Raw genomic sequence first — 21,720 nt, forward strand, 5'->3', positions numbered from 1 at the left:
GTCGGGCTTTGGCAATCCTGTCGCATCCGCCTCGCTCACGGCTCCGCCGGGCGGATACCGACAGTTCGCAGGCCTGCACCACCGACATCGCCGATAGCATTGCAGCGCAAGGCTCCAGTCTCATTGCGCGGTATGCAACGATTCTGAAAATGTTGAAAGTGGTGTCGGCATCGGCCTTACTGCATTGGCATCACGCATAGGTCCGCGTATTCCTTGCCGTGCCACCGTGCATCGGTGGCCGGGATTCGAAACCCCGGTTCTACGCTGAAGTAAACGCTTGCCAGCCGGCATCACCCATCAGGTGGTGCCGGCTGGCAATCCGTCGGCCGGCTATGGCGGGCGGTGCGCGGAGGCCTTGTGCCTGCCGGTTTTAGCGTAGACCGGGTTTCGAACCTCGCACCGTCCGCCACCTTTATCGGTGGCGGCTTCTGCATGCAAGGAGCCCAGCCATGACCCAGCCCCACTCCCCTGCCCCGCACGCGATCCACGACGCGCCCGCCAACGGCCCCGTGCTGGATCCGAACACGCTCGTCGCCCTGCTACACAGCATCGGTTCGGGTGCCGCCTCCGATGGTCAGCCCTGGCCAGAGCGCCACCAAATGCCGGGCCGACGCATCGCCCTGGCCGACACCGACTGCTCGCTGGCGGGTCTTCGCGTGGTGCTGGAAATCCTGCTGGCCGCACAGCGCGCCCGCGAGAACGGTGAGTTGGAGCAATACGTTGGCCCGCGCGTCATGGAGGGCCTGATCATGGCCGGGTTGGGACTCACGGCGCATGCCATCGATCGAGTGCGCCCGGAGGGTTGAGTGGCCTGCTGCCGCTGGGCGGCCATGGCGCTGTCCATGGTTGCAGTGGTTACGGCGCAGTGCCAGTGGCCTGTGCCCCCCTACCTTCGCCTCTCGCGTTCGAGACGATCCCTGGCTATCGCTTCTCAAATCTGCGCCGCCAGACGATCCAGTTCGTGGACGCTCGGCAATGGCAGGGATTCCACTTCGTGGAACGTAAAGAACACGGCAGCTTTCAGGTTCACTGCAGAGGCGTTCCGGTGCTGTGGCTGGAGAATCGCCCAGAGCACGTGCTGATGCAGACGTCGCTGGATGCGGAGCAGCGGGCGCCCGAAGTTCTGCAGTTGCGGGGGTTTCTTCAATGGCAGCTGCAGCCAATGGACTATCTGGAACAGGTGCTGATTGGCGTGCCGGAGCCTGTTCTGATGGATCGGGTGCTGGGGAAGCTCTCTGGTGTAGTGCCCGATGGGGCGCGATGTGCGGCGGAGTAGCCGAGCATGGCTCGGCTTTACAGGTGCGCGGTCTCGGCCGGTTCGGGCTCTTGTATGGAGCCTTCGAGAAGTGCGACGTAGGTGTCCAGGCGCGTGCGCAGGCCGGTCAACAGCCATCCTGTGAGGTAGAGCAGTACGAGCGCATAGATGAGGAATGCGCCCAGCTGGCCGACGTCAAAGGCGCTGCTCCAGTCGCCCCATTTCCACTGCCGGAACTGCAGGTAGAGAGCGATCAGCAGCGGAAATGGACCGAGGCGTTGCAGGCCTCCGTAGATCAGCCCCATGCGCTCGATCATGCTTGTGCGCAGGTGGGTGACGTACTTGAGGCGGCGCTCACGCTCGACCCTGGGGAATCCTCGAAGCTCGGCGATCACCGCTTGCCACTGGGCAAACTCGCCGTCCATTTCCTGCGCGTGCGACAGCCGTGGCTGCACGAACTGGCGGATTCCGCGGCGGGCCGCGAGAAATCCGCCGATGACAAAGCCTCCGATCTCCACCGCCAGGCACACCCTGACCAGAAGCAGCGCGGCCGTAAGCGGAAGCCATCGATCAGGCAGCTGGCTGCCGAGAATGCCGATGGCGGCCGCCAGGGCGCCCACGCGCAACGACCACCTCTCCAGCCGGCCGGCCTTGGGGTAGATGCTGTGCTCAGCCAGCCCTTGTACCCGCTGGTAAAGCCAATGGAAGGTCAGTTCCTGCTGCTTCGTCTGGTCCGGCGAATCGACTCCGCCCCCTGCCTGCATGTCCATTGCGTCCCCTGCCCCGCCGGCGCGGATGCCGGCGGCATCATCCTAGCCGAGCCAGAGCTATCTGAGCAGGTCCGGAAGCGGGTATTGGAAAGGTAGGCGGCGTTCCACCTGTACCCCGCTCGCCTGACGGCTTCACCGTTGCACACCACGCCGGCCACGCCTGGCCCATTACCTTCAGCGCAGATCGGAGGAACCACAGCGCACTCACTGCACCCGCTGCGATGTCCGGTCAGCCGCTCCCGGTCAGTGCAACACCACCGGCAGCCGCCAGCACGCCGAGGTTGGCGGCAACGTCATTACGCAAGCACTCGAGGGTGCGACTCACTCAGCATCGATCCAGCCCGCAAGGCGCGCACGCGCGAGATCTTCTGGCGTGTCGATATCCAGGCCCAGCTCCGGCGCTTGAAGGGCATGCACGGCATCGATGGGAAGCTGCCTCAAGCGCGCTCCGAAGCCGCGGTCACCGCTTGCACCCACCTGATTGAACCATGCGCGCGGCACGACTGCAGGAACGCCAAGCGCGTCTCCATGACGGGTGCCAGCGCACCCTGACGCCGAGGCGCGGGCACCCAAAAGCAACGCCTGCAGATGGGAGTGCTCGATCGCGGGCTGGTCGCATGCCACGACCATCACGGCGGCCACCGCGGGCAGCAGGTGTGTGCCTGCAACCTGCAGGCTGCTGGCCAGGCCGCGTTCCCAGTGGTGGTTGGTTACCGGAGTGGCATCCAGCCCGGCAATGCTGGATGTCATGGCCTGTGCGTTCCCGCCCACCACCACCAACACCTGCGCTGGCGCGAGCTCCAGCGCCAACCGCACTACGCGATGTACAAGGGTCTCGCCCTGCCGGGTCAGAAGCTGCTTGGGCTGGCCAAGCCGGGTGCTCCCGCCCGCAGCAAGCACGACGACCGCATGTGTGGCCGTCACGTGCCAGCGGTGCTTCGCCATTGCTGCAGCTGCGCGGCGATGCTGAGCGAAATTGCCTCCGGCCCCCGACCTCCGATGTTCAGGCCGATCGGCGACCGAAGTCTGGAAGACAGGCGGTTGCGCTGATCCGGTGTCAGCAGCTTGAACAGATCCTCACGCCTTCGCCGCGGACCCAGAAGTCCAATAAAGGCAACCTCGGTATCGGCCAGGGCCACCAGCGCCTCGCGGTCCAGCTCGAAATCGTGGTGCATCACCAGTACCGCGTCGCACGCGTCGGCATGGAGGGCCTCGACCGGGCTCACCTGGAGCTGTGCATCCGCGCCCTGCCCCGCTGAGGTCCAGCGCGCTCGTCGTTCGGCCACGCTGACCCGCCATCCCAGGCCCCGCAGCAACGGAACCAGGAAGGGCGTTTCGGGACCGCCTCCCAACACCAGGGCCCGCGGAAGCCGGGGCAACGGCAAACACCACGCTGCTTCTCCAAAGGACTGCGCCCCGTCCATCGGATTCAGCTGCCATGCCTGCTCGCGATTGCCGGCGCGGAAAACGATCTGCCCCGACGTGCGAAGGTCGCGCTGGAGTGACACCCCCTCGCGCAGCCAAGCCTCGATCACGGTGTCGATGCCGGTCATGACCCGCAACGGCAGAAGCGCAATCCGAAGCCGTCCGCGGCAACCTAGCGCGGACCCACTCAACAGGTCGTCGTCACTGCGGGTGTCGATCTCGATCCAGTCGACCTGCCCTGCCGCGCTCACCTGCTCCGCGCGTCGCGCGAGCTCGGGCTCCAGGCATCCGCCGCTGAGCCAGCCGACCTGGCTGCCGTTGCAGAACAGCACCATGTCGCCGGCACCGGCGTAGGTAGAGCCATCGGTTTCCAGCACCAGCGCGAGCACGGCGTGCTCCCCTGCGCGCACGCGCGTCAAGGCCGCCTCGAGCACGCTACGCGGGCTGCCTTCGGCGAGGAAGCCCTGCGCTGCGGACAGGTGCACGGCAGGATCCCTGGGCTCCACTCCCTCTGCCGCAGAGGCCTCCAGGGCGGGTGAGGCCACGGGTCGGTCCATGCGCAAGGGTCAGCCCACGTCGGGCAAGCCGGGCAACAGCTTGTCCAGGGTGATGGGATAGTTGCGCACGCGCACGCCGGTGGCGTTGTAGACCGCATTGGCGATCGCAGCGCCGACCCCACAGATGCCCAGCTCACCCACGCCCTTGGCCTTCATCGGCGAGATCACCGGGTCCAGCGTGTCGAGGAAGACCACGTCCTGGTGCGGAATGTCGGCGTGTACGGGAACCTCGTAGCCCGCAAGGTCGTGGTTGACGAACAAACCAAGCCGTTTGTCGACCACCAGTTCCTCCATCAGGGTCGCGCCTGCGCCCATCACCATCCCGCCAATGACCTGGCTGCGTGCGGACAGCGGATTGAGGATCCGGCCGCCATCGCATACGGCAAGCATCCTGCGGATGCGCGTCTCTCCGGTGTAGGCATGCACGGCGACCTCGCAGAAATGCGCTGCATAGGTGCCAACGTCGTACCCCTGCTTGAACTTGCCAAAGGCAATGCCGTCCTCTGCCGACAGTGTGCCCGCTTCGGCCAGGTCGATGGTTCGCCCGCCCGCTTGGATACGGCCATTGGCGAAGTTTGCGGTGTCGCCGTCGAAGCCCAGTTTCTCGCCCACCTTGCGGCGCAGGCTGACGCACGCCGCGTACACGCCTGCGGTGGAGCTTGCCGCGCCCCACTGGCCGCCGGAACCGGCGGAGGCGGGATGACGGGAATCGCCGAGGGTCACCTGGACCCGGTCCAGCGGCACGCCCATGGTCTCGGCTGCCGTCTGCGCGATGATCGTGTAGGAGCCGGTGCCGATGTCGGTCATGTCGGTTTCCACGATCACCCCACCCTGGCCGTCAAGCCGCACCCGCGCCGCCGACTTCATCGTCGGCGCGCCCCGATAGCCCGCGGACACGCCCATGCCGACCAGCCAGTGCCCTTCCCTTACCTGCGCCGGCTTGGCGTTGCGCTTGTTCCAGTTGAAGCGCTCCGCGCCCTCGCGCAGGCAGCGCACCAGGTTGCGGTCGGAGAACTTCTTGGACGGATCGCCGGGCACGACCTCGGGTTCGTTGAGGATGCGGAACGCGATCGGGTCGAGGCCCAGCTTCTCGGCCATTTCGTCCATCGCCACTTCCAGCGCCATGTGGCCCGGCGCCTCGCCCGGCGCGCGCATTGCATTGCCTTCGGGCATGTCGAGCGTGGCGATGTAGTTGGCCACCAGGCGGTTGGCGCCTGCATAGAGCTTGGGCGTCTGCAGGGTGCCGTTCTCGCCGTCCTCGCCGTTGATGTTGCCCGACCAGTTCTCATGGGCGATGGCGGAGATCCTGCCGTCTTTCGCGCAACCGATCCGGACGCGTTGGATGGTCGCGTGCCGGTGCGTGGTGTTGTTGGGCATCAACGGGCGTTGCAGCGCGATCTTCACCGGCCGCCCGACCTGCTTGGCGGCCAGTGCGGCCAGCACTGCATCGGCGCGGATGAACAGCTTACCGCCGAAGCCGCCGCCGATATAGGGCGAGTCCAGACGCACCTTGTCGGGATCGATGCCGAGGATCGCGGCCATGCCCTGTTTGGCCCAGTCGATCATCTGGTTCGAGGTCCACAGGGTGAGGGTGTCGCCTTCCCAGGCGGCGATGGTGGCGTGCGGCTCCATCATCGAATGACTTTCGTCGGCTGTGTGGTAAGTCTCGTCCAGCTTGACCGTCGCGCTCGCGTAGGCGCTGTCGAAATCGCCGAGCGTCTGCCGGTCGGGCTTGCCACCGCGCCCCTTTGCCAGGGGCGCGGACGGCGCCAGCGCTGGGAAATCGAAGCGCCCCTTGCCGCGCTCGTAACGGGTGCGGATCAACGCCGCAGCGGCGCGGGCCTGCTCGAAGGTCTCTGCTACCACGCAGGCAATGGCCTGGTGGTAATGGGCGACCTCGGGCCCGCCGAACAGTGGCGCATTGTTCCAGTTGGATGTGCCGACCGGTTTGGTCTCCGGTGCGGTGATCACCGCCAGTACGCCGGGGGCGGCACGTGCACGGGAGGCATCCATCGAAATGATGCGCCCCTTGCCGATGCCCGCGCCGACGATGTAGCCGTAGGCCTGGTTTGGCGCGACGTCATGGCGCTCGTAGGCATACGGGGCGGTGCCGGTGGTCTTGCGTGGGCCATCAATGCGGGGCGTCGACTTGCCGACAACCTTGGCCTTGTCGAACAGGTTGTCACCGGCGGGGGCGTTGAATTCGAGGGGCATCAGCGCTCTCCTTCGGCCAGAACGGCTGCGAGGGTGCGCTCGGCAAGCGCGATCTTGAACGCGTTCTCCTGCGTTGGACGGGCACCGGCGAACACCTGCCGGGTCGCGGCCTTGACGCTGTCGCGCAGCAGCGGTTCGGCTGCTTCGATGCGCCACGGCTTCGGCGCGACCCCGCCGAACGCGAATCGCGCCGAGCCGTCACGCTGCACGACCGCGGCGACCGACACCAGTGCGAACGCATAGGACGCGCGGTCACGTACCTTGTGGTACGCGTGCCGGCCGCCCAGCGGTTCCGGCAGCGTGACGTGGGTGATCAGCTCACCGCGCTGCAGCACGTTGTCCTGTTGTGGCGTGTCGCCCGGGGAACGATGGAACTCGGCAATCGGAATGCTGCGCGTGCTGCCATCGCCCTTGACGGTCTGGATCGAGGCGTCCAGCACGCGCAAGGCCACCGCCATGTCGCCCGGATAGGTCGCGATGCAGCTGTCCGAGGTACCGATCACGCCCATCTGCCGGGAGAACCCCTCAAGCGCGCCGCAGCCTGATCCCGGCAGGCGCTTGTTGCAGGGCAGATGGGGGTCGTAGAAGTACGGGCAGCGCGTGCGCTGCAGCAGGTTGCCGCCGGTGGTGGCTTTGTTGCGCAGCTGCCCGGACGCGCCTGCCATGATCGCGCGGGTCAGCACACTGTAGTCGCGGCGCACGCGCTCATGCGAGGCCAGCGCGGTATTGGTGACCAGCGTGCCGATGCGCAGGCCGCCCTCGTCGGTGGGTTCGATCCTGTCCAGGCCGATGTCCTGCACGTCGACCAGGTGCGCGGGCGTCTCGACCTCCAGCTTCATCAGGTCGAGCAGGTTGGTTCCTCCCGCCAGGAACTTCGCGCCCTCGGTGCCTGCGACGGCCTTGGCGGCCTCGGCAGGAGACTTCGCGCGCTCGTAACTGAAGACTTTCATGAGCGCTCCCTTCCAGAGGTAACGCCAGCGACCTCTTGCATCGCCTCGGCAATGTTGGAATACGCGCCGCAGCGGCAGAGGTTGCCGCTCATGCGTTCGCGCATCTCCATGTTGGTGGCCTGGGGCCGTGCGCTGACATCGGCCTGCGCATGGCTGGGGACGCCGCGCTTGATCTCGTCCAGTACCGCCACCGCCGAACAGATCTGCCCCGGCGTGCAGTACCCGCACTGGTAGCCGTCATGCTTGATGAAGGCGGCCTGCATCGGATGCAGGTCATCAGGGGTTCCGAGGCCTTCGATGGTAGTGATGGTATCGCCCTGGTGCTGCACCGCCAGGCTGAGGCAGGCATTGATGCGCTCGCCGTTGACCAGCACGGTACAGGCACCGCATTGACCGTGGTCGCAGCCCTTCTTGGTGCCGGTCAGTTTCAGATGTTCGCGCAGGGCGTCGAGCAGCGTGGTCCGCGTGTCCAGCTCGAGCTCACGATGCGTGCCGTTGACGGTCAACGCCACCGTGCTGATGACCGGCGGCCTGGGCGGTGGGGACGCCGCCAGTTCGGCGGCAAACGATGATGCCCCCGGTGCGGCGGACATCGCCATGGTCGTGGCGCCGCCGGCGATCACCTGGCGACGCGTCAACTTCACTCCTTCGTCCCAACTTGGCACAGTGACCTCCTGGCGTTCGGGGAAACCCCGTGGCTGGATGGACGCGCTCAGACTACCCAAAGGGCACTATGCCCGCTTGGGCAGTACAGATCTGTGAAGCCTGTCCAGGGTGTGCCGGCATCGTCGGCCGAGCCTACTGGCAGGTCATCTTCAACGCCGCCTCTGGCAAACGTGCGCCACTGACACTGATCTTCGCCACCCGCTCACTGATGCGTGCCAGTTCGGCTCCATCCAACACCAAATCCACCGCGCCCAGATTCGCATCCAGTACTCATAGCCCTGCCGATACAGGTCGAACGGAAGCTTGGCGATCTGCTCGTCGCTGAGGTTGGCACCGCCGGAGTACAACACTTCGCCGCCGGCGGATTCCTGCGCATGGGCCTGTGAAGCCTGCTGCAGCCGCTGCTGGAGAGTATCCAGCTGCGAGTCGGCATAGCCATTGCGGCGCACGCGACCGGAGTTGAACAGGCTGATCGTGGCGGCCTTGAAGCCTGTCTGCGCGGCCGCCAACGAATAGCCGCCACCGCCACAGATGCCCAGCCGGCCCAGGCGCGTAGTGTCCACCCACGGGAACCGGCTGATGAAGTCCGCCATGCCGTGAATGTCTTCAATGCGGTGCGACGGCATGTCGACGCTGTGGGGCTGACCGCCGCTGCCGCCCTGGTGCGTGGCAGGCGGCTTGAATGACCATCCGTCGACATGGGAGGCCCACCTTCACTTTCACAAACAGCTAACAAACAGAAGCATAGCTTGATCGGCCCGAAGGAAGGCGCTCCATGACTCCACATCCCACGGGCGATCTGGGCGACGAGTCGCAGCAATTTGGACTTCTGGTCAATTCCGTCACTGATTACGCGATCTACATGCTCGACCCTCGCGGGGTCATCCGCACCTGGAACCCCGGCGGAGAGCGCATCAAGGGCTATCGAAAGGATGAGGTGGTCGGCACCAACTACGCCAGGTTCTATACGCCCGAAGATATTGCGACCGACGTTCCCGCACGCAACCTGGCCATCGCCGCGAATGAAGGCCGCTACGCGGGCGAAGGCTGGCGGCTTCGAAAGGACGGCTCACGCTTTCATGCCAGCGTAGTCATCGACCCGGTAAGGGTGGATGGCGTACTCGTCGGCTTCGCGAAGATCACGCGGGATGTAACCGAGCGCTACCTTGCCCAGGAGCAGCTGAGAAGTGCACAACATGAGCTGTTGCAGGCGCAGAAGATGGAGGCCATCGGCAAGCTGACACTGGGCCTTGCCCATGACTTCAACAACCTGCTCAGCGTCGTCACCAACTGCCTGGATCTGATCTCCGCGCAGCCTCATGGCGAGGTGTCTGACAAGTACATCCGCACGGCCCTGAGATCGGTAGAGCGAGGCGCCCTGCTGACTCGGCAGTTGCTGACGTTTGGGCGTGGCCATGAACTGGCACCGGAACGTTTCGATGCCGGCAAGGCGATACGTGACATGCACGACATGCTGCAACGTTCCGCCGGCGATGCGGTTGCAGTCGAGCTCGACGTTGCGGGCGATCTTCCGTCCGTCAACCTCGACCGTGGCCAGCTGGACTCCGCCATCCTCAATCTGGTGTGCAATAGCCGTGACGCAATGCCGAGCGGCGGATGCATCAAGATTACAGTGCGTTTACAGACAGAACGTCATCCTGATGACCCACACCAGGAACCGGGCAGGTTCCTCTGCATAACCGTGGTAGACAACGGCGAAGGGATTGCGCCGGACGATCAGGCACGAGTATTCGAGCCTTTCTTCACCACGAAAACCGTCGGACGCGGCAGCGGGTTGGGACTCAGCCAGGTCTTCGGCTTCACCAGCCAATCGGGCGGTTTCATCCGCGTAGACAGCACGCCTGGCTCAGGAACCTCTGTCGCCCTCTACTACCCTGTCGCCGAGTAGCCAATGCCTCTTTCAGTACTATTTGTCGACGACGAGGATGATCTTCGCGAGATCGTTGTGGATGCACTTGCCGCCCAGGGCTTCGCGGTGACCACCGCCCGCAATGGCGTTGAAGCGATCCAATGCCTGCGCGGCAGCGCTCGGTTCTCTATTGTCGTGACTGATTACAGCATGCCAGAAGGCGTGTCTGGCCTGGATGTGGCCTCGGAAGCCGCCGCCGTCCAGCCCGACGCCCGCATCCTGCTGGCATCGGGCTACAGCCGCTCGCAGTTGCCTGTGTTGCCGGACAACGTCCAGTTCCTTTCCAAGCCCTATCGCTTCACGCAGCTGATTGCTGCAATCAAGAGCCAGTTCTGAGCTGCACTCCCGTACGTTCGAGCAGGAGCAGCGAAGGCGCGCCTCAAGCAGCGATGGCGTAAGGCTCTACAAGCCCCACCAGGCGATCCATGGCGGTTGCGTTGGCATTGCCCGCGTCGCCTCGCTGATTGAAGCGGGTCCAGTCGGCGTGTGCCAGCCGCCGCAGTTCCTGCGGCTCAACAGGCAGCCACTTCATCGGCCAGAAAGGCAAGCGGCGTTGTCCCACCCTGCCCCGTTGCAGCTCAACGATGCCATTGTGGCTGCTGGCGCCCAGCACACGTGAGTACGCTACCGACAGTCCGTCCTCCGGCCCCTCCAGATACTGCAGGAAGCGCTCGCCATCGAACAGGAGCACGCCGGTAACCCCGGCATTACGATTGAAGCGGGCTGCGTCGTCCACGATCCAGTCCAGCTTGCCGCTGGGCAAGCCCAGCCTGTCGCCCGCGATGCCCTTGCCGGCACCGCTTGCATATACCACCGCCCTGATGGGCATTGTGCACCTCCTTGATGAGACACGACCCTAGCAGCAAGGGGCGTGTGTCAATGTGAGGTGTCGAAGAAATACACAACAGTTCAGTTTCGCATGACGCTGAATATGGGCCGTCATCACAAGATGGAGGCGATGCGCAGTGCACCATGCGCGAAATCTCCAGGTATGCCGCAATGCCCGATACAGGCTTCTTCTACGTTCTCGACCTCGACGCTGCCCGCGACGAGCAGGGCCATCTGGAACATGTGAATGCGATCAGCATTCGATGCAACCGGTGCCGGCACATCACCCATCTGAAGGTGCCTCAACTGGAAGGCATGCCTGGAGGGACGCTCCTTGCCTGCGCAGGCTGTGGTGAGCGGCAGGCTGTCAGCAACGCGCGCCTGGTCGAATGCGATCACGTGCTGGGACATGCGCCACCCGCGTCGCTGCAGGCCTGAGCTGCGCCACGTTCTGCGGCCACCCGGACACGCACGGCATCGCTGATGCCACGATGGAACATCTTGGCGTAGGGGCAGACGCGTTCGGTGTTGCGCACCAGTTCGCAGGCCAGGTTCGCATCCATGCCGGGAAGATGGACCACGACCTCGGCAGACAGCAGGTACAGCCCATCTGCCGGATCACGGGCGAAGGTCACCGCCACTTCGACGCTGGGGTTGTGCAGCAGCAGGCCGGCACGCGCGGCCACCAGTACCATGGCGCCGTGGAAGCAACCGGCGTAGCTTGCGGCCAATAGCTGCTCGGGATTGGAGCCACCGCCGGGCCCGCCGAATTCCGGCGGCAGGCGCAGGTCCACCGCCAGTGCACCGTCGTCCGATCGCACCACGCCGGACGCGCGCCCGTGCTGGGCCTGGCCACCGCTCACCCGCACGCGGCCGGTGTACAGCGGCTGCACGTCGACGCCCTGGTAGCGGTCCAGCATGGCGGGCGAAGGTGGCTTCAGCTCGGTCATTGGCAAGTGATCGATGGCTGCTCAGGCGGGCTGCCGCTGCAACAGGCCGGACTGCTGCAGCCAGGCGTCGAAGCCGACCTGCCCCAGCCACGCCTGCCCCACCGGCACCAGCGTATCGATCTGCAGCGGCGCACCGAAGTACAGGGCCTCGGCGTCTGCCACGACCTGCCGCGGGTCGCCGGTCCGCTGCAGATACTGCCTGGCCAGATCCGCCATCGCGGCGCGCTGGGGGCCCGCAATTTCCACGACGCCATTGCGGGGTGGCTGCTGCGCGATGCGTGCCACCGCTTCGGCAACATCCTCGGCGGCAATCGGCTGAACGTCGGCGGCCGGCAGGTGCAGGGTCTCCCCGTTGCCGGCGGACTGGATGATGCCTGGCAGGAACTCGAAGAACTGCGTGGAATGGATGATGGTGTGTGGCAGGCCCGAATCGCGGATCAGGCGCTCCTGGGCGATCTTGCCGCGGAAGTAGCCGCTGGCCGCAAGCTTGTCGGTGCCTACGACGGAAAGCGCAACGTGGTGGCGTACGCCGGCACGGGCGGCGGCGGTCAGGATGTTGTGGCCAGCGGTCACGAAGAACGAAAGCACTGCCGCGTCTTCGAACGAGGGCGAGTTGGCGAGGTCCACCACCACGTCGACGCCTTCCATGGCGGCGTCCAGGCCTTCGCCGGTCAGCACATCCACGCCGGTGGAGGGCGCTGCCACCACGATGTCATGCCCGGCGGTACGCAGGCGCTCCACCACCTTGCTGCCGATGCGGCCGGTACCACCGATGACGAGGAATTTCATGACGTGTCTCCTGGAATGTAGAAGGGGCGACCGGCTGTGGCCGGGCATGCTGGAATCGTAGACAGCGTGGGTGCGGGGCAGTAGATCCGCGCTGGGGCGCGCACTGTTGCCCGGCACGCACCAATGCTTCAGGCCCAGGCGGGCTGTGCGCCTGGTTTCATGGGCGTGGCCTGTTGGCGCGCCTCCCAGTGCGAGATCACATCCAGTTCGAGCGCGCGCACCCGCTGCGTGCTGAAGTCGATGAAGGCCCGCACGCGCTTGGGAAGCTGGCGGCGGCTGAGGTAGCACAGGTAGTGGCCGCGATCGAGCGGCGCATGCCGATCCAGGCAGGTCACCACCCTGCCCGCCCACAGCGCTTCACGTATCTGATAGCTGGGCAGCTGGGCGATGCCCAGCCCGTCGATGACGGCCTGCAGGGCCAGGTCGGCATCGTTGAACACCAGTGCGGCCGGCGGCTGCAGGTGCACATCGGTGCCGTCGACCCGGAATTCCCAGGGCTGCATGCGCCCACCCGGCAGGCGCCGCCCGATGCAGGCATGCGTGGACAGCGCATCCACCGACGACGGTAGACCATGCGCCCGCACGTACGCCGGTGACGCGCACACCACCAGCTGCATCGGCACCAGCTGCTTGGCGATCACCTGGCTGTCTTCCAGCAGGCCGTCGCGGAACGCCACATCGATGCGGTCACCAGCCAGGTCGGGGGCCTGCTCGTCCAGCAGCAGTTCTACCGAGACCTGCGGGTACTCGGCGCGGAAGGCGGCCAGCAAGGGGGCGATCACCCGCCGGCCGAAGCCGTGGCTGGCACTGATGCGCAGGTGCCCGCGCGGCGGGCCCTCGCGCAGGTCGCGCATTTCCTCCAGCGCCTGCAGGATGCAGTTCACGCCCGGGTTGCAGCCCTCCAGGAACAGCTCGCCTTCACGGGTCAGCGTGGTCGAGCGCGTGGTGCGCAGGAACAACCGCACGCCCAGCTGGCTTTCCAGCTTCTGCACGCTGCGGCTGACGGCCGAACGGCCGATGCCAAGGCGGTCGGCCGCGCGCGCGAAACTGCCCTCGGCCGCCACTGCGATGAAGGCCAGCACGCCGGCGTAGCTGGTGGAGAAGGATGCATTGAGCGCATCGTGGCCGTCGCTGGCCGGGCTGGGCTGTGCGGTGTTCATGGGCGGCCTGGCTCCAGGCGGGCACGGTGCGCGTGCAGGTGGTTCCGCGCCAGCGCGAGGCGTTGCCTGCACGCGGAAAGGTCGAGCCCCAGCAGGGGCACGATGTCCTCGAACCCGGCGCCCAGTACGTCGTGCAGCAACAGCACCGCACGTGCATCGGGCGGCAATTCGCGCAGTGCGGCCAGGAAGGTCTGCCAGACCTGTTCGCTGGCAGGGCGGAATGCGGTGCGCAGGTGCGATGCGGTGTCCATGCCCGGCAGACGGCCGAGCATCGGCCGCTGTGACAGGCCATTGGTGTTTTTCATGCAACAGCATGCGGCCCGGCCCCGGCCTACCGGTAGTGCGGGCGCAGGCCTAGCCTCGCTGTGTCCTTCACTCGCTACAGGAACACGCCATGACCGCACGTCTGGATTACGCCGCGCAATCCCCCGAACTGTTCAAGAAGCTCGGCCTGTACTCGCATGCCGCCCATACCGCCTCGATCGAAGCGGCCATCATCGATCTGGTCAACATCCGTGCATCGCAGCTCAACGGCTGCGGCTTCTGCCTGGACATGCACGTGAAGGAGGCCACCCTGCGCGGCGAGCGCCCACTGCGCCTGCATCACCTGGCGGCATGGCGTGAATCGACGCTGTTCAGCCCGCGCGAGCGCGCCTGCCTGGCCTGGACCGAGGTGCTGACCCAGCTGCCGGCGCAGGGTGTGCCCGACGAACTGTACACGCGCGTGCGCGGCCAGCTGTCCGAGCAGGAGATCGTCGACCTGACCCATGCGGTGATGGCGATCAACGCCTGGAACCGCGCCAACGTCGCCTTCCGTACTACGCCCGGCACCCTGGACGCGGCCTTTGGCCTGGACAAGGCCGACCTGGCCTGATCGTTCCGCCGCTGCCCCATGCAGCGACCCTCCCCTACCGCACTGGAGACCTGCCATGCGTCGTTCTGTTCTGGCCCTGCTTGCGCTGCTGCCACTGTGCAGCGCTGCCGCCACCCCGCCCCCTGCTGCGCCCGAGCCCCTGGTGCACGAGGTGATGACCCGGGCCCTGCCGGAGCAGCCCGGCAAGGAAGCGCTGATCCTTACCGTGGAATACCCGCCGGGTGGCGCCGATCCGGTGCACCGCCACGATGCCCATGGCTTCGTCTACGTCCTGGAAGGACGGATCGTGATGGGCGTGGCCGGCGGCAAGGAAGTCACCCTCGGCCCGGGCGAGGCCTTCCATGAAGGCCCGGCCGATCTGCACACCGTAGGTCGCAACGCCAGCGCTACCGAGCCGGCGAAGTTCGTGGTGTTCCTGATCAAGGACATCGGCAAGCCGGCGGTTCTGCCGCCGCACTGATCGCACGTCCGGCGCTGGCACCAACGACAGGTCCCCGGGTGTCACAATCCGGGGACCTGTCCCGTCTACGCTGGCATGGACGATTCCACTGCGCTGTTTTCCCGCCTCCGCCCGCGCCTGTTCGGCGTGGCCTACCGCATGCTCGGGTCTTCGCACGAAGCCGAGGACGTGGTGCAGGACGTCTGGCTGCGCTGGCATGGCGCCGACCAGTCACGGATCGAGAATCCCGAAGCCTGGCTGGTCGCCACCACCACCCGTCGCGCCATTGATGGCCTGCGCCTGGCACGGCATACGCGCGAACACTATGTCGGCATGTGGTTGCCCGAGCCGCTGCTGACCGATGACACCAGCACCCCTGAATATGTACTGGAAACCGCCAGCGATCTGTCGCTCGCCTTCCTCAGCGTGCTGGAACGGTTGGCACCGGATGCGCGTGCGGCCTTCCTGCTGCACGATGTGTTCGATCAGGACTACGCGGTGGTCGCGCGCACCCTGGACAAGACAGAAGCCGCCTGCCGGCAGATCGTGCATCGCGCACGCCTGCAGCTCAGGCAGGAGCGCCCGCGCTACAACGTCCCGCAGGACGTGCACCAGAAACTGCTGCGCCGCTTCGCCGAGGCCGCATCCAGTGGCGACTTCCGCACGATGAAGGCGCTGATGGCCGAGTCGGCCGAGCTGGTGGGTGACGGCGGCGGCATCGTCACCAGCTTCCCCAAACCGATGGTCGGGGGCGCACGCATTGCCCAACTGCTGTATGCCCCGCACCTGCGGCGCAGCGCGCAACTGCGGATGGTGCCGGCCATGCTCAACGGACGGCTGGGACTGCTGCGCTATTTCGATGGCGAGCTGGAAGCGGCGATGGCCTTCGAGACCGATGGCGAACGGATCACGCAGATCCTGGTGCAGCGCAACCCGCACAAGCTGCAGCGGCTGGCACTGCCCACCTCCATCCAGTAGATCCCGCGCCCCGCGTGGACGGCATCCATTGTCGACCTCATCCTTGCGGGATTCGACCGGGGCGCCGATGCGCCCCGATCGTGAACGTCTGCCTGCGCAGCGGCGGCAGGATCCGATCAGAAGTCCCAGAACACCGGCACCCAGCGGAAGGTCTCGCCCTCCAGCGACACCCGGCCCACTGACGGGAACGGAAGATGCGTGGCCACCAGCATTTCACCGGTGCCTGCCAGTTCCTTCAGCAGGGCGATGCGGACGCGCGCGGATTCCTCCGGGTCATGCTCGAAGCCGTTGTGCCAGTTCGGCTGGTCGAAGCCGACCGCGAACACCGCGTCACCGGCAAAGGTCAGGGCCTGCCCGGCAGACGCCACGCGCACCACGCAGTGGCCTGGGGTATGCCCTCCGGTTCGGCGGGCCGTCACGCCCGGTGCGATCTGCTGTTCATCCTGGAAGGTGTGCACGTAGCTGCTGTACTCGGCCCAGAAGTGCTTGGCCGTGGCGCGCAGCGCATCGGGGAACCCCTGCGGCATGTTGGTGCGGCTGAAGTCCGGCGACTTCCAGAACTCCACCTCTGCCGCGGCCACGTGGATCTTCAGGTCCGGGCGCAGCTGTTTCTTCACGCCTTCAACCAGCAGCCCGCCGACGTGGTCCATGTGCATGTGGGTGATCACCACATCGGTGATTTCGCCCAGGTTGATGCCGGCGGCACCGAGGCGGCGGATCAACTGGCCGGCGCGCGGCAGCTGCAGGTCCGGGTCCATGCCCAGGCCGGCATCGATGAGGATGGTGCGATCACCGCTGTGCACCACCATCACGTTTAATGCCCAGTCGAAGGCATCCTGCGGCAGGTACATCTCTTCGAACCATTCGGCACGGTCGGCGGCTGGTACGTTGTGGCCGAGCATCTGGGTGGGCAACGGCAGGACGCCATCGCTGATCACCAGCACTTCGACGTCGCCCACCTTGAGGGCGTAGCGCGAGGGCACCAGTTCATCGAGGGCGGGGGCAATGGGCGCGGCGGTGTTTTCCAGACTGAACATGAGGGATCTCCACGTAGGGGCATTGGGCGGGCAGCGATGCAAGGCTGGCGCGAACGATTCCGGGCGCTTTCCCACGGCGCAGGGCGTGGCGTTGCCAGGGCACGGATGCCTGGCAGGCCAACGCTGCAGGGTTCATGGGAAGACGGGCCACTGCGCAAGCGGTGGGCCCGGAACACGGCTTTTGCCGTGTGCGATCAGGCTAGGCAGCACACCGTTGCTGCGGTAGGCCCGTGGAGGGGGACGTGATGTTGCATTCCGGGAAGCAATGCGAATCACATACCCAGATCAGACAGCCCCGGATGATCATCGGGGCGGCGCCCCAGCGGCCAGTGGAACTTGCGGTCGCTTTCCTTGATCGGCATGTCGTTGATGCTCGAGAACCGGCGTTGCATCAGGCCATCCGCACCGAATTCCCAGTTCTCGTTTCCATAGGAACGGAACCAGTTGCCGGAGTCGTCATGCCACTCATAGGCGTAGCGCACGGCAATACGATTGTCGGTGAAGGCCCATAGCTCCTTGATCAGCCGGTACTCAAGCTCCTTGTTCCACTTGCGGGCCAGGAACTGCCGCGCTTCCTCGCGGCCATGGGTGAACTCGGCACGATTGCGCCACTCGGTGTCCAGCGAATAGGCCAGCGAAACCTTGTCGGCATCGAGGGTGTTCCAGCCGTCTTCGGCAAGACGAACCTTCTCGATGGCCGATTCACGGGTGAACGGGGGAAGTGGCGGACGGGGTGCTTCAATGGACACGGTGGGACCTCCAATCAAGTGGATGAACGGGGTGCTTCGACGGGTTTTGATGGCTCGGGCGTCAGCGCCTGGCCTGCTCCAACAACACTGCTGCAACATTCCTTGCAGTGTCTGCGGCGGTGTAGTCGCCCATCACGCGCGAGACGGTGATGGCGCCTTCCATGAGAACCAGCAGCTGCCGCGCCAGTGCTTCCGGCTGCTGGATATGCAGTTGCGTGGTGAGTTCCAGCGTGTAATCCAGCAACTTCTGCTTGTGATGTTTGGCGATGTGGCGAATCGGATCGTCGGGGTCGCCGACCTCGCCTGCGGTGTTGATGAAGGCACAGCCGCGATAGCCGTCGGACTGGAACCAGCCCTTGAGCACGGTGAACATGCTCAGGATGCGTGCTTCCGGGGTGTCGGCCTTGTTGCACTCCTGCTGGAACCAGGTGAGCCAGCGCACGTCACGCGCATTCAATGCCGCAGCAGCAACCTGGTCCTTGTTTTCGAAGTGGCGGTAGATGCTCTTCCGGGCAACGCCGGAGGTCTTCACCAGCAGGTCCATGCCGGTGGCGTGGATCCCGTTCTGGTAGATCAGCGCCTCGGCCGTGGCCAGGATCTTCTGCTGGGTTTCGGTGGTGGTTGTGTTCACGGCGCCAAGGTAGAACGATCGTTCTACCCTGTCAACAGGCGGCACGACGGCCTTTCGCGTGGGCACGCTTGCTCAGGACGATCTATCAAGAAATTCGTACATGTCATCATCCAGACGCCCGATTTCGGTCGCAAAGTACATCTCACCAACCACCCATGAGACGCCCCGCATGAACACCTTTGCCCGTTCCCTGGCCGTTGCCGCCCTCGCCCTCTCGGTCCAGGCCGGCCTGTCCGCGCAGGCCGCCGAACCGGCCAAGCCGGCGGCAGTCACCAGCATCGCGCGCACCGCCAGCTACATCACCACCGCCGATGGCGTGCAGCTCTACTACAAGGACTGGGGCCCGAAGGACGGCCCGGTGGTTACCTTCAGCCACGGCTGGCCGCTGAACTCGGACAGCTGGGAATCGCAGATGATCTTCCTCGCCAACCACGGCTACCGCGTCATCGCGCATGATCGTCGTGGCCATGGCCGTTCCAGCCAGCCTTGGGATGGCAACGACATGGATCACTACGCCGATGACCTGGCCACGGTGATCAACACGCTCGGCCTGCACGATGTCACCCTGGTGGGCTTCTCCACCGGCGGCGGCGAGGTGGCGCGCTACATCGGCCGGCATGGCACCGGGCGAGTGAAGAAGGCCGTGCTGATCAGCTCGGTGCCGCCGTTCATGCTGAAGACCGCCGACAACCCGAACGGGCTGCCGATCGAAGTGTTCGATGGCATCCGCAAGGCACAGATGGACAACCGCGCCCAGCTGTACAAGGACATCCCGTCGGGCCCGTTCTATGGCTTCAACCGCCCGGGCGCGAAGGTGTCGCAGGCGCTGATCGATGCGTGGTGGGCGCAGGGCATGCAGGGCGGCCACAAGAACACGTACGATTCGATCACCGCGTTCTCGGCCACCGACTTCCGCGCCGATCTGAAGAAGTTCGATGTGCCGACGCTGGTCATCCACGGTGATGACGACCAGATCGTGCCGATCGACATCTCCGGCCGCCAGTCGGCGAAGCTGATCAAGGGCGCCAGGCTGATTGTTTACCCGGGCGCGCCGCACGGCCTGACCGACACCCACAAGGACAAGGTCAACCAGGACCTGCTGAGCTTCCTGCAGGAAAAGTAAGCAACAGGGGCTCCGGCAATGCGCCGGAGCCCGTCCCACATAAGCGTGTTTCTGCCCTGCCGCGTGTCCGTTCCCGGTCAGAGCCGTCGCCGCGTGGATTCGGGCGGTGCAGAATTTCATCCGGGCCCGGCTGCAAGGGCGTGGAAATGGCCATGCCAGAACCTCGGCCCCCGACAATAATCCTCCCCCTCCTTCACACAATAACTCTGCTTTACAGGGAGGGAGCGGGTAAGCTGAAAATACGCGTTCGTGAAAGTGGTCACAGTTAACGGCGGGGAAAGTCAATACCTTCAAGTCCGCTGCAACCTAATTGCTGATAATGCGATTGATTTCCAGGCGGACCATCAATCGGTTGTGACATGGAGGTGGGGATGTGCATGGTCTCTGGCAGCTCTTCAGCAACGCTTGCGGCTCTACTTTTTCTGATGACCACCTGCGGCGCATCCGCGACCCCGTCGGCGAGCGCCAGGGAGGCCCGATCACTGGTACTTGTCACGCTCTCGCCTGCGCAAAGTGCGGTCCTTGCAACTGGACTGCTCAGGGGGGTACTGAGGCCAATCAATGGCTGTGTCTACTTCGTGGACCCAGGTGGCACGGCATATCTTGCAGCATGGCCTCACGATTACTCGCTGGCCATGAAGGGCGGCGTTCCCGTAGGCGTGCAGAGCATCCGATCGGGGAAAATAATGGAATTCGGAACCGCCGCATCATTCGGAGGGGGGCATGGAAGTGAACTGCTCCGTTCGAGTCTTGCTGCGTCTATTCCGGCTGCCTGTACGGGCCCACTCATGACGATTCATTTGATGCGTCAGGCAAAGGAGCAGCCATGATTAGTCTGCGCACGAAGCTATCCATGCGTGCCCTGACATTGTCCGCCCTCGGTGCGTTCGCATTCTCCCTGCACGGCCAGCCGATAACTGGCAACCCCACGGCACACACCTACTCGCGAACGTTCAATGTATCTGAGGCCGAAGCAAAATACAGGTCGATGAAATCGATCTCTGCGGCAGGTCTGGAAGCCAGGATTCAGGCATCTGAGCCGGATACGTTTGGTGGCTTGTACGTTGAGCATGAGCCAGAATTCAAGATCGTAGTGCTGTTCACGAATAGGCCGAAAGAGACCTTGGCAAAGTACACGCAGGATCCTGTATTTACCGGCCGCACTTCCGCTCAATCGCTCGAGATGCTCTTGGCGACCCAAGCCGAGGCAGAGGCCCAGCTTCTCGCAAAGAAGGTTGGGTTCGAGTCGGGCGTTGATATCAAGCGGTCCATTGTGACCTTTTACGTGAAGGATGAAGCGGCCGCTAGACGCGCACTCCGACCATTGCTGGGCGCTATCGATTTCATGGCGATCAAGCAAGTGAAAGGCTTTACTGTCACTACCGCAATCTCCGGCGGCCATAAGTTGACCGGTACTGCCTTCAGTTGCACTACTGGCTTCAACGTCTTCGACGCAGATCGTGAGCTTGGCGTCCTCACGGCCGGTCACTGTGACAATACGCTGACCTATCAGGGCATTGCCGCGCCTCTCGTTTTCCAGAGCGAGCAGAACGTAGGCGACTACGATGTCCAGTGGCATAAAGAGCCGCCCAGGGGCCCGCGCCACGCGCAGACAAATGAAATCTCCCTGATCAATGGTCCGTCGCAGACGCTCGAAATAACCAGCACGCTCCCCTCCAGTTCGACGCATGTGGGGGATGTGATCTGCAAGAGTGGAATTCATGGCCACTACGCATGCGGGACCATTGAGGATATGAATTCAAGGTCCAATCATAATGGGGCCATAGGCAGGTACATCCGTGCACGCAACCTTTCTCCAGGTCCTCTCAGCGTCGAAGGTGACAGCGGTGGGCCGGTCTTTTCGAACAATGCGGCCCTCGGCGTCATTCACGGCCGGGGCGGTGAAGACACGGGATTTGAGAACGACCTGTTCTACATGCCCATCGAGCGGGTTTCAGCACTTGGTGTTTCCGTATTGACGGAGGCCTTTGAAGTTACCGATATCGCAGATCGCACTGAAAATTATTTCAGGCCATTTTCCGTTCCGGTTGCGTACAAGGGAGTTCCGAAGTTCCCGATAGAGTTGACGCTGGAGCGCCCCGTGTGCCCGAGCGGGCCCTGCGAACCCGCCACGGAAACGTTGCCGGACAAGATGCCCTCCCCGCTCAACTACACATGGGCCTGCTTCTACCCCATCGTGCTCTACCCGCCTCCCGTCATTCCCCCTCCCCCGTTGACCTGGAGGGAGCGGATTACCTTGAAGGATGCGTCTGGAATCACCGCCGAGCCCGTTGAGTACAACCTGCACTGCAGTGGATGCCCTGATTGTCCATAGCCCGCATCTGTTGATGAGTGCAGTGCTGGAACCACGTGCGTGGATTCTTCGTCAGCCGAG

General features: G+C 64.7%; 25 protein-coding genes. 9 read left to right on the forward strand and 16 right to left on the reverse strand.

Annotated features, from left to right (window positions below):
- Positions 1-449 precede the first annotated feature (449 nt).
- Together ACZK2R_RS11285 and ACZK2R_RS11290 are read left to right on the forward strand one after the other, a co-directional pair.
- Positions 450-806, forward strand: coding sequence for a hypothetical protein (locus tag ACZK2R_RS11285; RefSeq protein WP_049401575.1), 357 nt, complete (start codon positions 450-452; stop codon positions 804-806).
- Entirely contained in the window at positions 803-1,276 is a 474-nt protein-coding gene (locus ACZK2R_RS11290) for a hypothetical protein (protein ID WP_478488003.1), read from the forward strand. Before ACZK2R_RS11285 ends, ACZK2R_RS11290 begins: the two co-directional genes overlap by 4 nt.
- Before the next feature lie 17 nt (positions 1,277-1,293).
- On the opposite strand, the gene ACZK2R_RS11295 is transcribed toward ACZK2R_RS11290, so the two are convergent.
- The 7 genes from ACZK2R_RS11295 to ACZK2R_RS11325 all read right to left on the reverse strand — a co-directional run bounded on the left by ACZK2R_RS11295 (position 1,294) and on the right by ACZK2R_RS11325 (position 8,463).
- Complete coding sequence (locus ACZK2R_RS11295) at positions 1,294-2,025, reverse strand: hypothetical protein (RefSeq protein WP_180837056.1); 732 nt, start codon at positions 2,023-2,025, stop codon at positions 1,294-1,296.
- Positions 2,026-2,346: 321 nt separating this feature from the next.
- Positions 2,347-2,970, reverse strand: coding sequence for a nucleotidyltransferase family protein (locus tag ACZK2R_RS11300; protein WP_180837058.1), 624 nt, complete (start codon positions 2,968-2,970; stop codon positions 2,347-2,349).
- Positions 2,946-4,007, reverse strand: a complete 1,062-nt coding sequence (locus tag ACZK2R_RS11305; protein WP_180837060.1) for an XdhC family protein — start codon at positions 4,005-4,007, stop codon at positions 2,946-2,948. The genes ACZK2R_RS11300 and ACZK2R_RS11305 overlap by 25 nt, the downstream gene beginning before the upstream one ends.
- Positions 4,008-4,016: 9 nt before the next feature.
- Positions 4,017-6,221, reverse strand: coding sequence for an aldehyde oxidoreductase molybdenum-binding subunit PaoC (paoC, locus tag ACZK2R_RS11310; protein ID WP_478488006.1), 2,205 nt, complete (start codon positions 6,219-6,221; stop codon positions 4,017-4,019).
- A complete protein-coding gene (locus tag ACZK2R_RS11315) occupies positions 6,221-7,171 on the reverse strand; it encodes an FAD binding domain-containing protein (protein ID WP_180837064.1) in 951 nt (316 codons plus the stop codon). Before ACZK2R_RS11315 ends, paoC begins: the two co-directional genes overlap by 1 nt.
- A complete protein-coding gene (gene paoA, locus ACZK2R_RS11320; RefSeq protein WP_125893236.1) occupies positions 7,168-7,815 on the reverse strand; it encodes an aldehyde dehydrogenase iron-sulfur subunit PaoA in 648 nt (215 codons plus the stop codon). Before paoA ends, ACZK2R_RS11315 begins: the two co-directional genes overlap by 4 nt.
- 171 nt (positions 7,816-7,986) lie before the next feature.
- Complete coding sequence (locus ACZK2R_RS11325; protein ID WP_219630813.1) at positions 7,987-8,463, reverse strand: hypothetical protein; 477 nt, start codon at positions 8,461-8,463, stop codon at positions 7,987-7,989.
- A 149-nt stretch (positions 8,464-8,612) separates the two neighbouring features.
- Between ACZK2R_RS11325 and ACZK2R_RS11330 the strand changes: the two genes are divergently transcribed.
- Together ACZK2R_RS11330 and ACZK2R_RS11335 are read left to right on the forward strand one after the other, a co-directional pair.
- Complete coding sequence (locus tag ACZK2R_RS11330) at positions 8,613-9,746, forward strand: two-component system sensor histidine kinase NtrB (protein ID WP_125893233.1); 1,134 nt, start codon at positions 8,613-8,615, stop codon at positions 9,744-9,746.
- Positions 9,747-9,749: 3 nt separating this feature from the next.
- Complete coding sequence (locus tag ACZK2R_RS11335) at positions 9,750-10,103, forward strand: response regulator (RefSeq protein ID WP_087922597.1); 354 nt, start codon at positions 9,750-9,752, stop codon at positions 10,101-10,103.
- A 43-nt stretch (positions 10,104-10,146) separates the two neighbouring features.
- On the opposite strand, the gene ACZK2R_RS11340 is transcribed toward ACZK2R_RS11335, so the two are convergent.
- The 6 genes from ACZK2R_RS11340 to ACZK2R_RS11365 form a co-directional block, all read right to left on the reverse strand.
- On the reverse strand, positions 10,147-10,596 hold the full coding sequence (locus ACZK2R_RS11340) for a BLUF domain-containing protein (RefSeq protein ID WP_125893231.1): 450 nt from the start codon (positions 10,594-10,596) through the stop codon (positions 10,147-10,149).
- A 113-nt stretch (positions 10,597-10,709) separates the two neighbouring features.
- Complete coding sequence (locus tag ACZK2R_RS11345) at positions 10,710-11,006, reverse strand: hypothetical protein (RefSeq protein ID WP_180837066.1); 297 nt, start codon at positions 11,004-11,006, stop codon at positions 10,710-10,712.
- Complete coding sequence (locus ACZK2R_RS11350; RefSeq protein ID WP_125893229.1) at positions 10,991-11,545, reverse strand: Ohr family peroxiredoxin; 555 nt, start codon at positions 11,543-11,545, stop codon at positions 10,991-10,993. Before ACZK2R_RS11350 ends, ACZK2R_RS11345 begins: the two co-directional genes overlap by 16 nt.
- 21 nt (positions 11,546-11,566) lie before the next feature.
- The gene (locus tag ACZK2R_RS11355) at positions 11,567-12,334 is read right to left on the reverse strand and encodes an SDR family oxidoreductase (protein WP_125893227.1); all 768 of its coding nucleotides are present in this window, start codon (positions 12,332-12,334) and stop codon (positions 11,567-11,569) included.
- 128 nt (positions 12,335-12,462) lie between these two features.
- A complete protein-coding gene (locus ACZK2R_RS11360; RefSeq protein WP_125893225.1) occupies positions 12,463-13,494 on the reverse strand; it encodes a LysR family transcriptional regulator in 1,032 nt (343 codons plus the stop codon).
- A complete protein-coding gene (locus tag ACZK2R_RS11365) occupies positions 13,491-13,799 on the reverse strand; it encodes a sigma factor-like helix-turn-helix DNA-binding protein (protein WP_071228235.1) in 309 nt (102 codons plus the stop codon). The genes ACZK2R_RS11360 and ACZK2R_RS11365 overlap by 4 nt, the downstream gene beginning before the upstream one ends.
- Positions 13,800-13,888: 89 nt before the next feature.
- Here ACZK2R_RS11365 and ACZK2R_RS11370 point away from each other — a divergent pair, with 89 nt between their 5' ends.
- The 3 genes from ACZK2R_RS11370 to ACZK2R_RS11380 all read left to right on the forward strand — a co-directional run bounded on the left by ACZK2R_RS11370 (position 13,889) and on the right by ACZK2R_RS11380 (position 15,785).
- The gene (locus ACZK2R_RS11370) at positions 13,889-14,368 is read left to right on the forward strand and encodes a carboxymuconolactone decarboxylase family protein (protein WP_125893223.1); all 480 of its coding nucleotides are present in this window, start codon (positions 13,889-13,891) and stop codon (positions 14,366-14,368) included.
- A 55-nt stretch (positions 14,369-14,423) separates the two neighbouring features.
- A complete protein-coding gene (locus tag ACZK2R_RS11375; RefSeq protein ID WP_125893221.1) occupies positions 14,424-14,828 on the forward strand; it encodes a cupin domain-containing protein in 405 nt (134 codons plus the stop codon).
- Between the two features lie 75 nt (positions 14,829-14,903).
- Positions 14,904-15,785, forward strand: coding sequence for an RNA polymerase sigma-70 factor (locus ACZK2R_RS11380; RefSeq protein ID WP_125893219.1), 882 nt, complete (start codon positions 14,904-14,906; stop codon positions 15,783-15,785).
- A gap of 116 nt (positions 15,786-15,901) precedes the next feature.
- On the opposite strand, the gene ACZK2R_RS11385 is transcribed toward ACZK2R_RS11380, so the two are convergent.
- The 3 genes from ACZK2R_RS11385 to ACZK2R_RS11395 form a co-directional block, all read right to left on the reverse strand.
- Complete coding sequence (locus ACZK2R_RS11385) at positions 15,902-16,822, reverse strand: MBL fold metallo-hydrolase (protein WP_125893217.1); 921 nt, start codon at positions 16,820-16,822, stop codon at positions 15,902-15,904.
- Between the two features lie 272 nt (positions 16,823-17,094).
- Complete coding sequence (locus tag ACZK2R_RS11390; protein WP_125893215.1) at positions 17,095-17,571, reverse strand: nuclear transport factor 2 family protein; 477 nt, start codon at positions 17,569-17,571, stop codon at positions 17,095-17,097.
- A gap of 61 nt (positions 17,572-17,632) precedes the next feature.
- A complete protein-coding gene (locus ACZK2R_RS11395; protein ID WP_125893213.1) occupies positions 17,633-18,202 on the reverse strand; it encodes a TetR/AcrR family transcriptional regulator in 570 nt (189 codons plus the stop codon).
- Positions 18,203-18,371: 169 nt separating this feature from the next.
- Between ACZK2R_RS11395 and ACZK2R_RS11400 the strand changes: the two genes are divergently transcribed.
- Both ACZK2R_RS11400 and ACZK2R_RS11405 read left to right on the forward strand, forming a co-directional pair.
- Positions 18,372-19,325 (forward strand): alpha/beta fold hydrolase, encoded by a 954-nt coding sequence (locus ACZK2R_RS11400; protein WP_125893211.1) that lies wholly within the window; start codon positions 18,372-18,374, stop codon positions 19,323-19,325.
- A gap of 826 nt (positions 19,326-20,151) precedes the next feature.
- On the forward strand, positions 20,152-21,660 hold the full coding sequence (locus ACZK2R_RS11405) for a S1 family peptidase (RefSeq protein ID WP_125893209.1): 1,509 nt from the start codon (positions 20,152-20,154) through the stop codon (positions 21,658-21,660).
- Positions 21,661-21,720 lie beyond the last annotated feature (60 nt).

It is taken from the genome of Stenotrophomonas sp. 96582_Sma (assembly GCF_056480905.1).

Coding starts and splice junctions, on each gene's coding strand:
- ACZK2R_RS11340 (WP_125893231.1), bottom strand. CDS start 10,596: ATGCCCATCAGGGCGGTGGTATATGCAAGCGGTGCCGGCAAGGGCATC.
- ACZK2R_RS11405 (WP_125893209.1), top strand. CDS start 20,152: ATGATTAGTCTGCGCACGAAGCTATCCATGCGTGCCCTGACATTGTCC.
- ACZK2R_RS11385 (WP_125893217.1), bottom strand. CDS start 16,822: ATGTTCAGTCTGGAAAACACCGCCGCGCCCATTGCCCCCGCCCTCGAT.
- ACZK2R_RS11335 (WP_087922597.1), top strand. CDS start 9,750: ATGCCTCTTTCAGTACTATTTGTCGACGACGAGGATGATCTTCGCGAG.
- ACZK2R_RS11375 (WP_125893221.1), top strand. CDS start 14,424: ATGCGTCGTTCTGTTCTGGCCCTGCTTGCGCTGCTGCCACTGTGCAGC.
- ACZK2R_RS11325 (WP_219630813.1), bottom strand. CDS start 8,463: ATGCCGTCGCACCGCATTGAAGACATTCACGGCATGGCGGACTTCATC.
- ACZK2R_RS11360 (WP_125893225.1), bottom strand. CDS start 13,494: ATGAACACCGCACAGCCCAGCCCGGCCAGCGACGGCCACGATGCGCTC.
- ACZK2R_RS11350 (WP_125893229.1), bottom strand. CDS start 11,545: ATGACCGAGCTGAAGCCACCTTCGCCCGCCATGCTGGACCGCTACCAG.
- ACZK2R_RS11365 (WP_071228235.1), bottom strand. CDS start 13,799: ATGAAAAACACCAATGGCCTGTCACAGCGGCCGATGCTCGGCCGTCTG.
- ACZK2R_RS11285 (WP_049401575.1), top strand. CDS start 450: ATGACCCAGCCCCACTCCCCTGCCCCGCACGCGATCCACGACGCGCCC.
- ACZK2R_RS11315 (WP_180837064.1), bottom strand. CDS start 7,171: ATGAAAGTCTTCAGTTACGAGCGCGCGAAGTCTCCTGCCGAGGCCGCC.
- ACZK2R_RS11330 (WP_125893233.1), top strand. CDS start 8,613: ATGACTCCACATCCCACGGGCGATCTGGGCGACGAGTCGCAGCAATTT.
- ACZK2R_RS11370 (WP_125893223.1), top strand. CDS start 13,889: ATGACCGCACGTCTGGATTACGCCGCGCAATCCCCCGAACTGTTCAAG.
- ACZK2R_RS11400 (WP_125893211.1), top strand. CDS start 18,372: ATGAACACCTTTGCCCGTTCCCTGGCCGTTGCCGCCCTCGCCCTCTCG.
- ACZK2R_RS11380 (WP_125893219.1), top strand. CDS start 14,904: ATGGACGATTCCACTGCGCTGTTTTCCCGCCTCCGCCCGCGCCTGTTC.
- ACZK2R_RS11295 (WP_180837056.1), bottom strand. CDS start 2,025: ATGGACATGCAGGCAGGGGGCGGAGTCGATTCGCCGGACCAGACGAAG.
- ACZK2R_RS11345 (WP_180837066.1), bottom strand. CDS start 11,006: ATGTCCCAGCACGTGATCGCATTCGACCAGGCGCGCGTTGCTGACAGC.
- ACZK2R_RS11300 (WP_180837058.1), bottom strand. CDS start 2,970: ATGGCGAAGCACCGCTGGCACGTGACGGCCACACATGCGGTCGTCGTG.
- paoC (WP_478488006.1), bottom strand. CDS start 6,221: ATGCCCCTCGAATTCAACGCCCCCGCCGGTGACAACCTGTTCGACAAG.
- ACZK2R_RS11305 (WP_180837060.1), bottom strand. CDS start 4,007: ATGGACCGACCCGTGGCCTCACCCGCCCTGGAGGCCTCTGCGGCAGAG.
- ACZK2R_RS11355 (WP_125893227.1), bottom strand. CDS start 12,334: ATGAAATTCCTCGTCATCGGTGGTACCGGCCGCATCGGCAGCAAGGTG.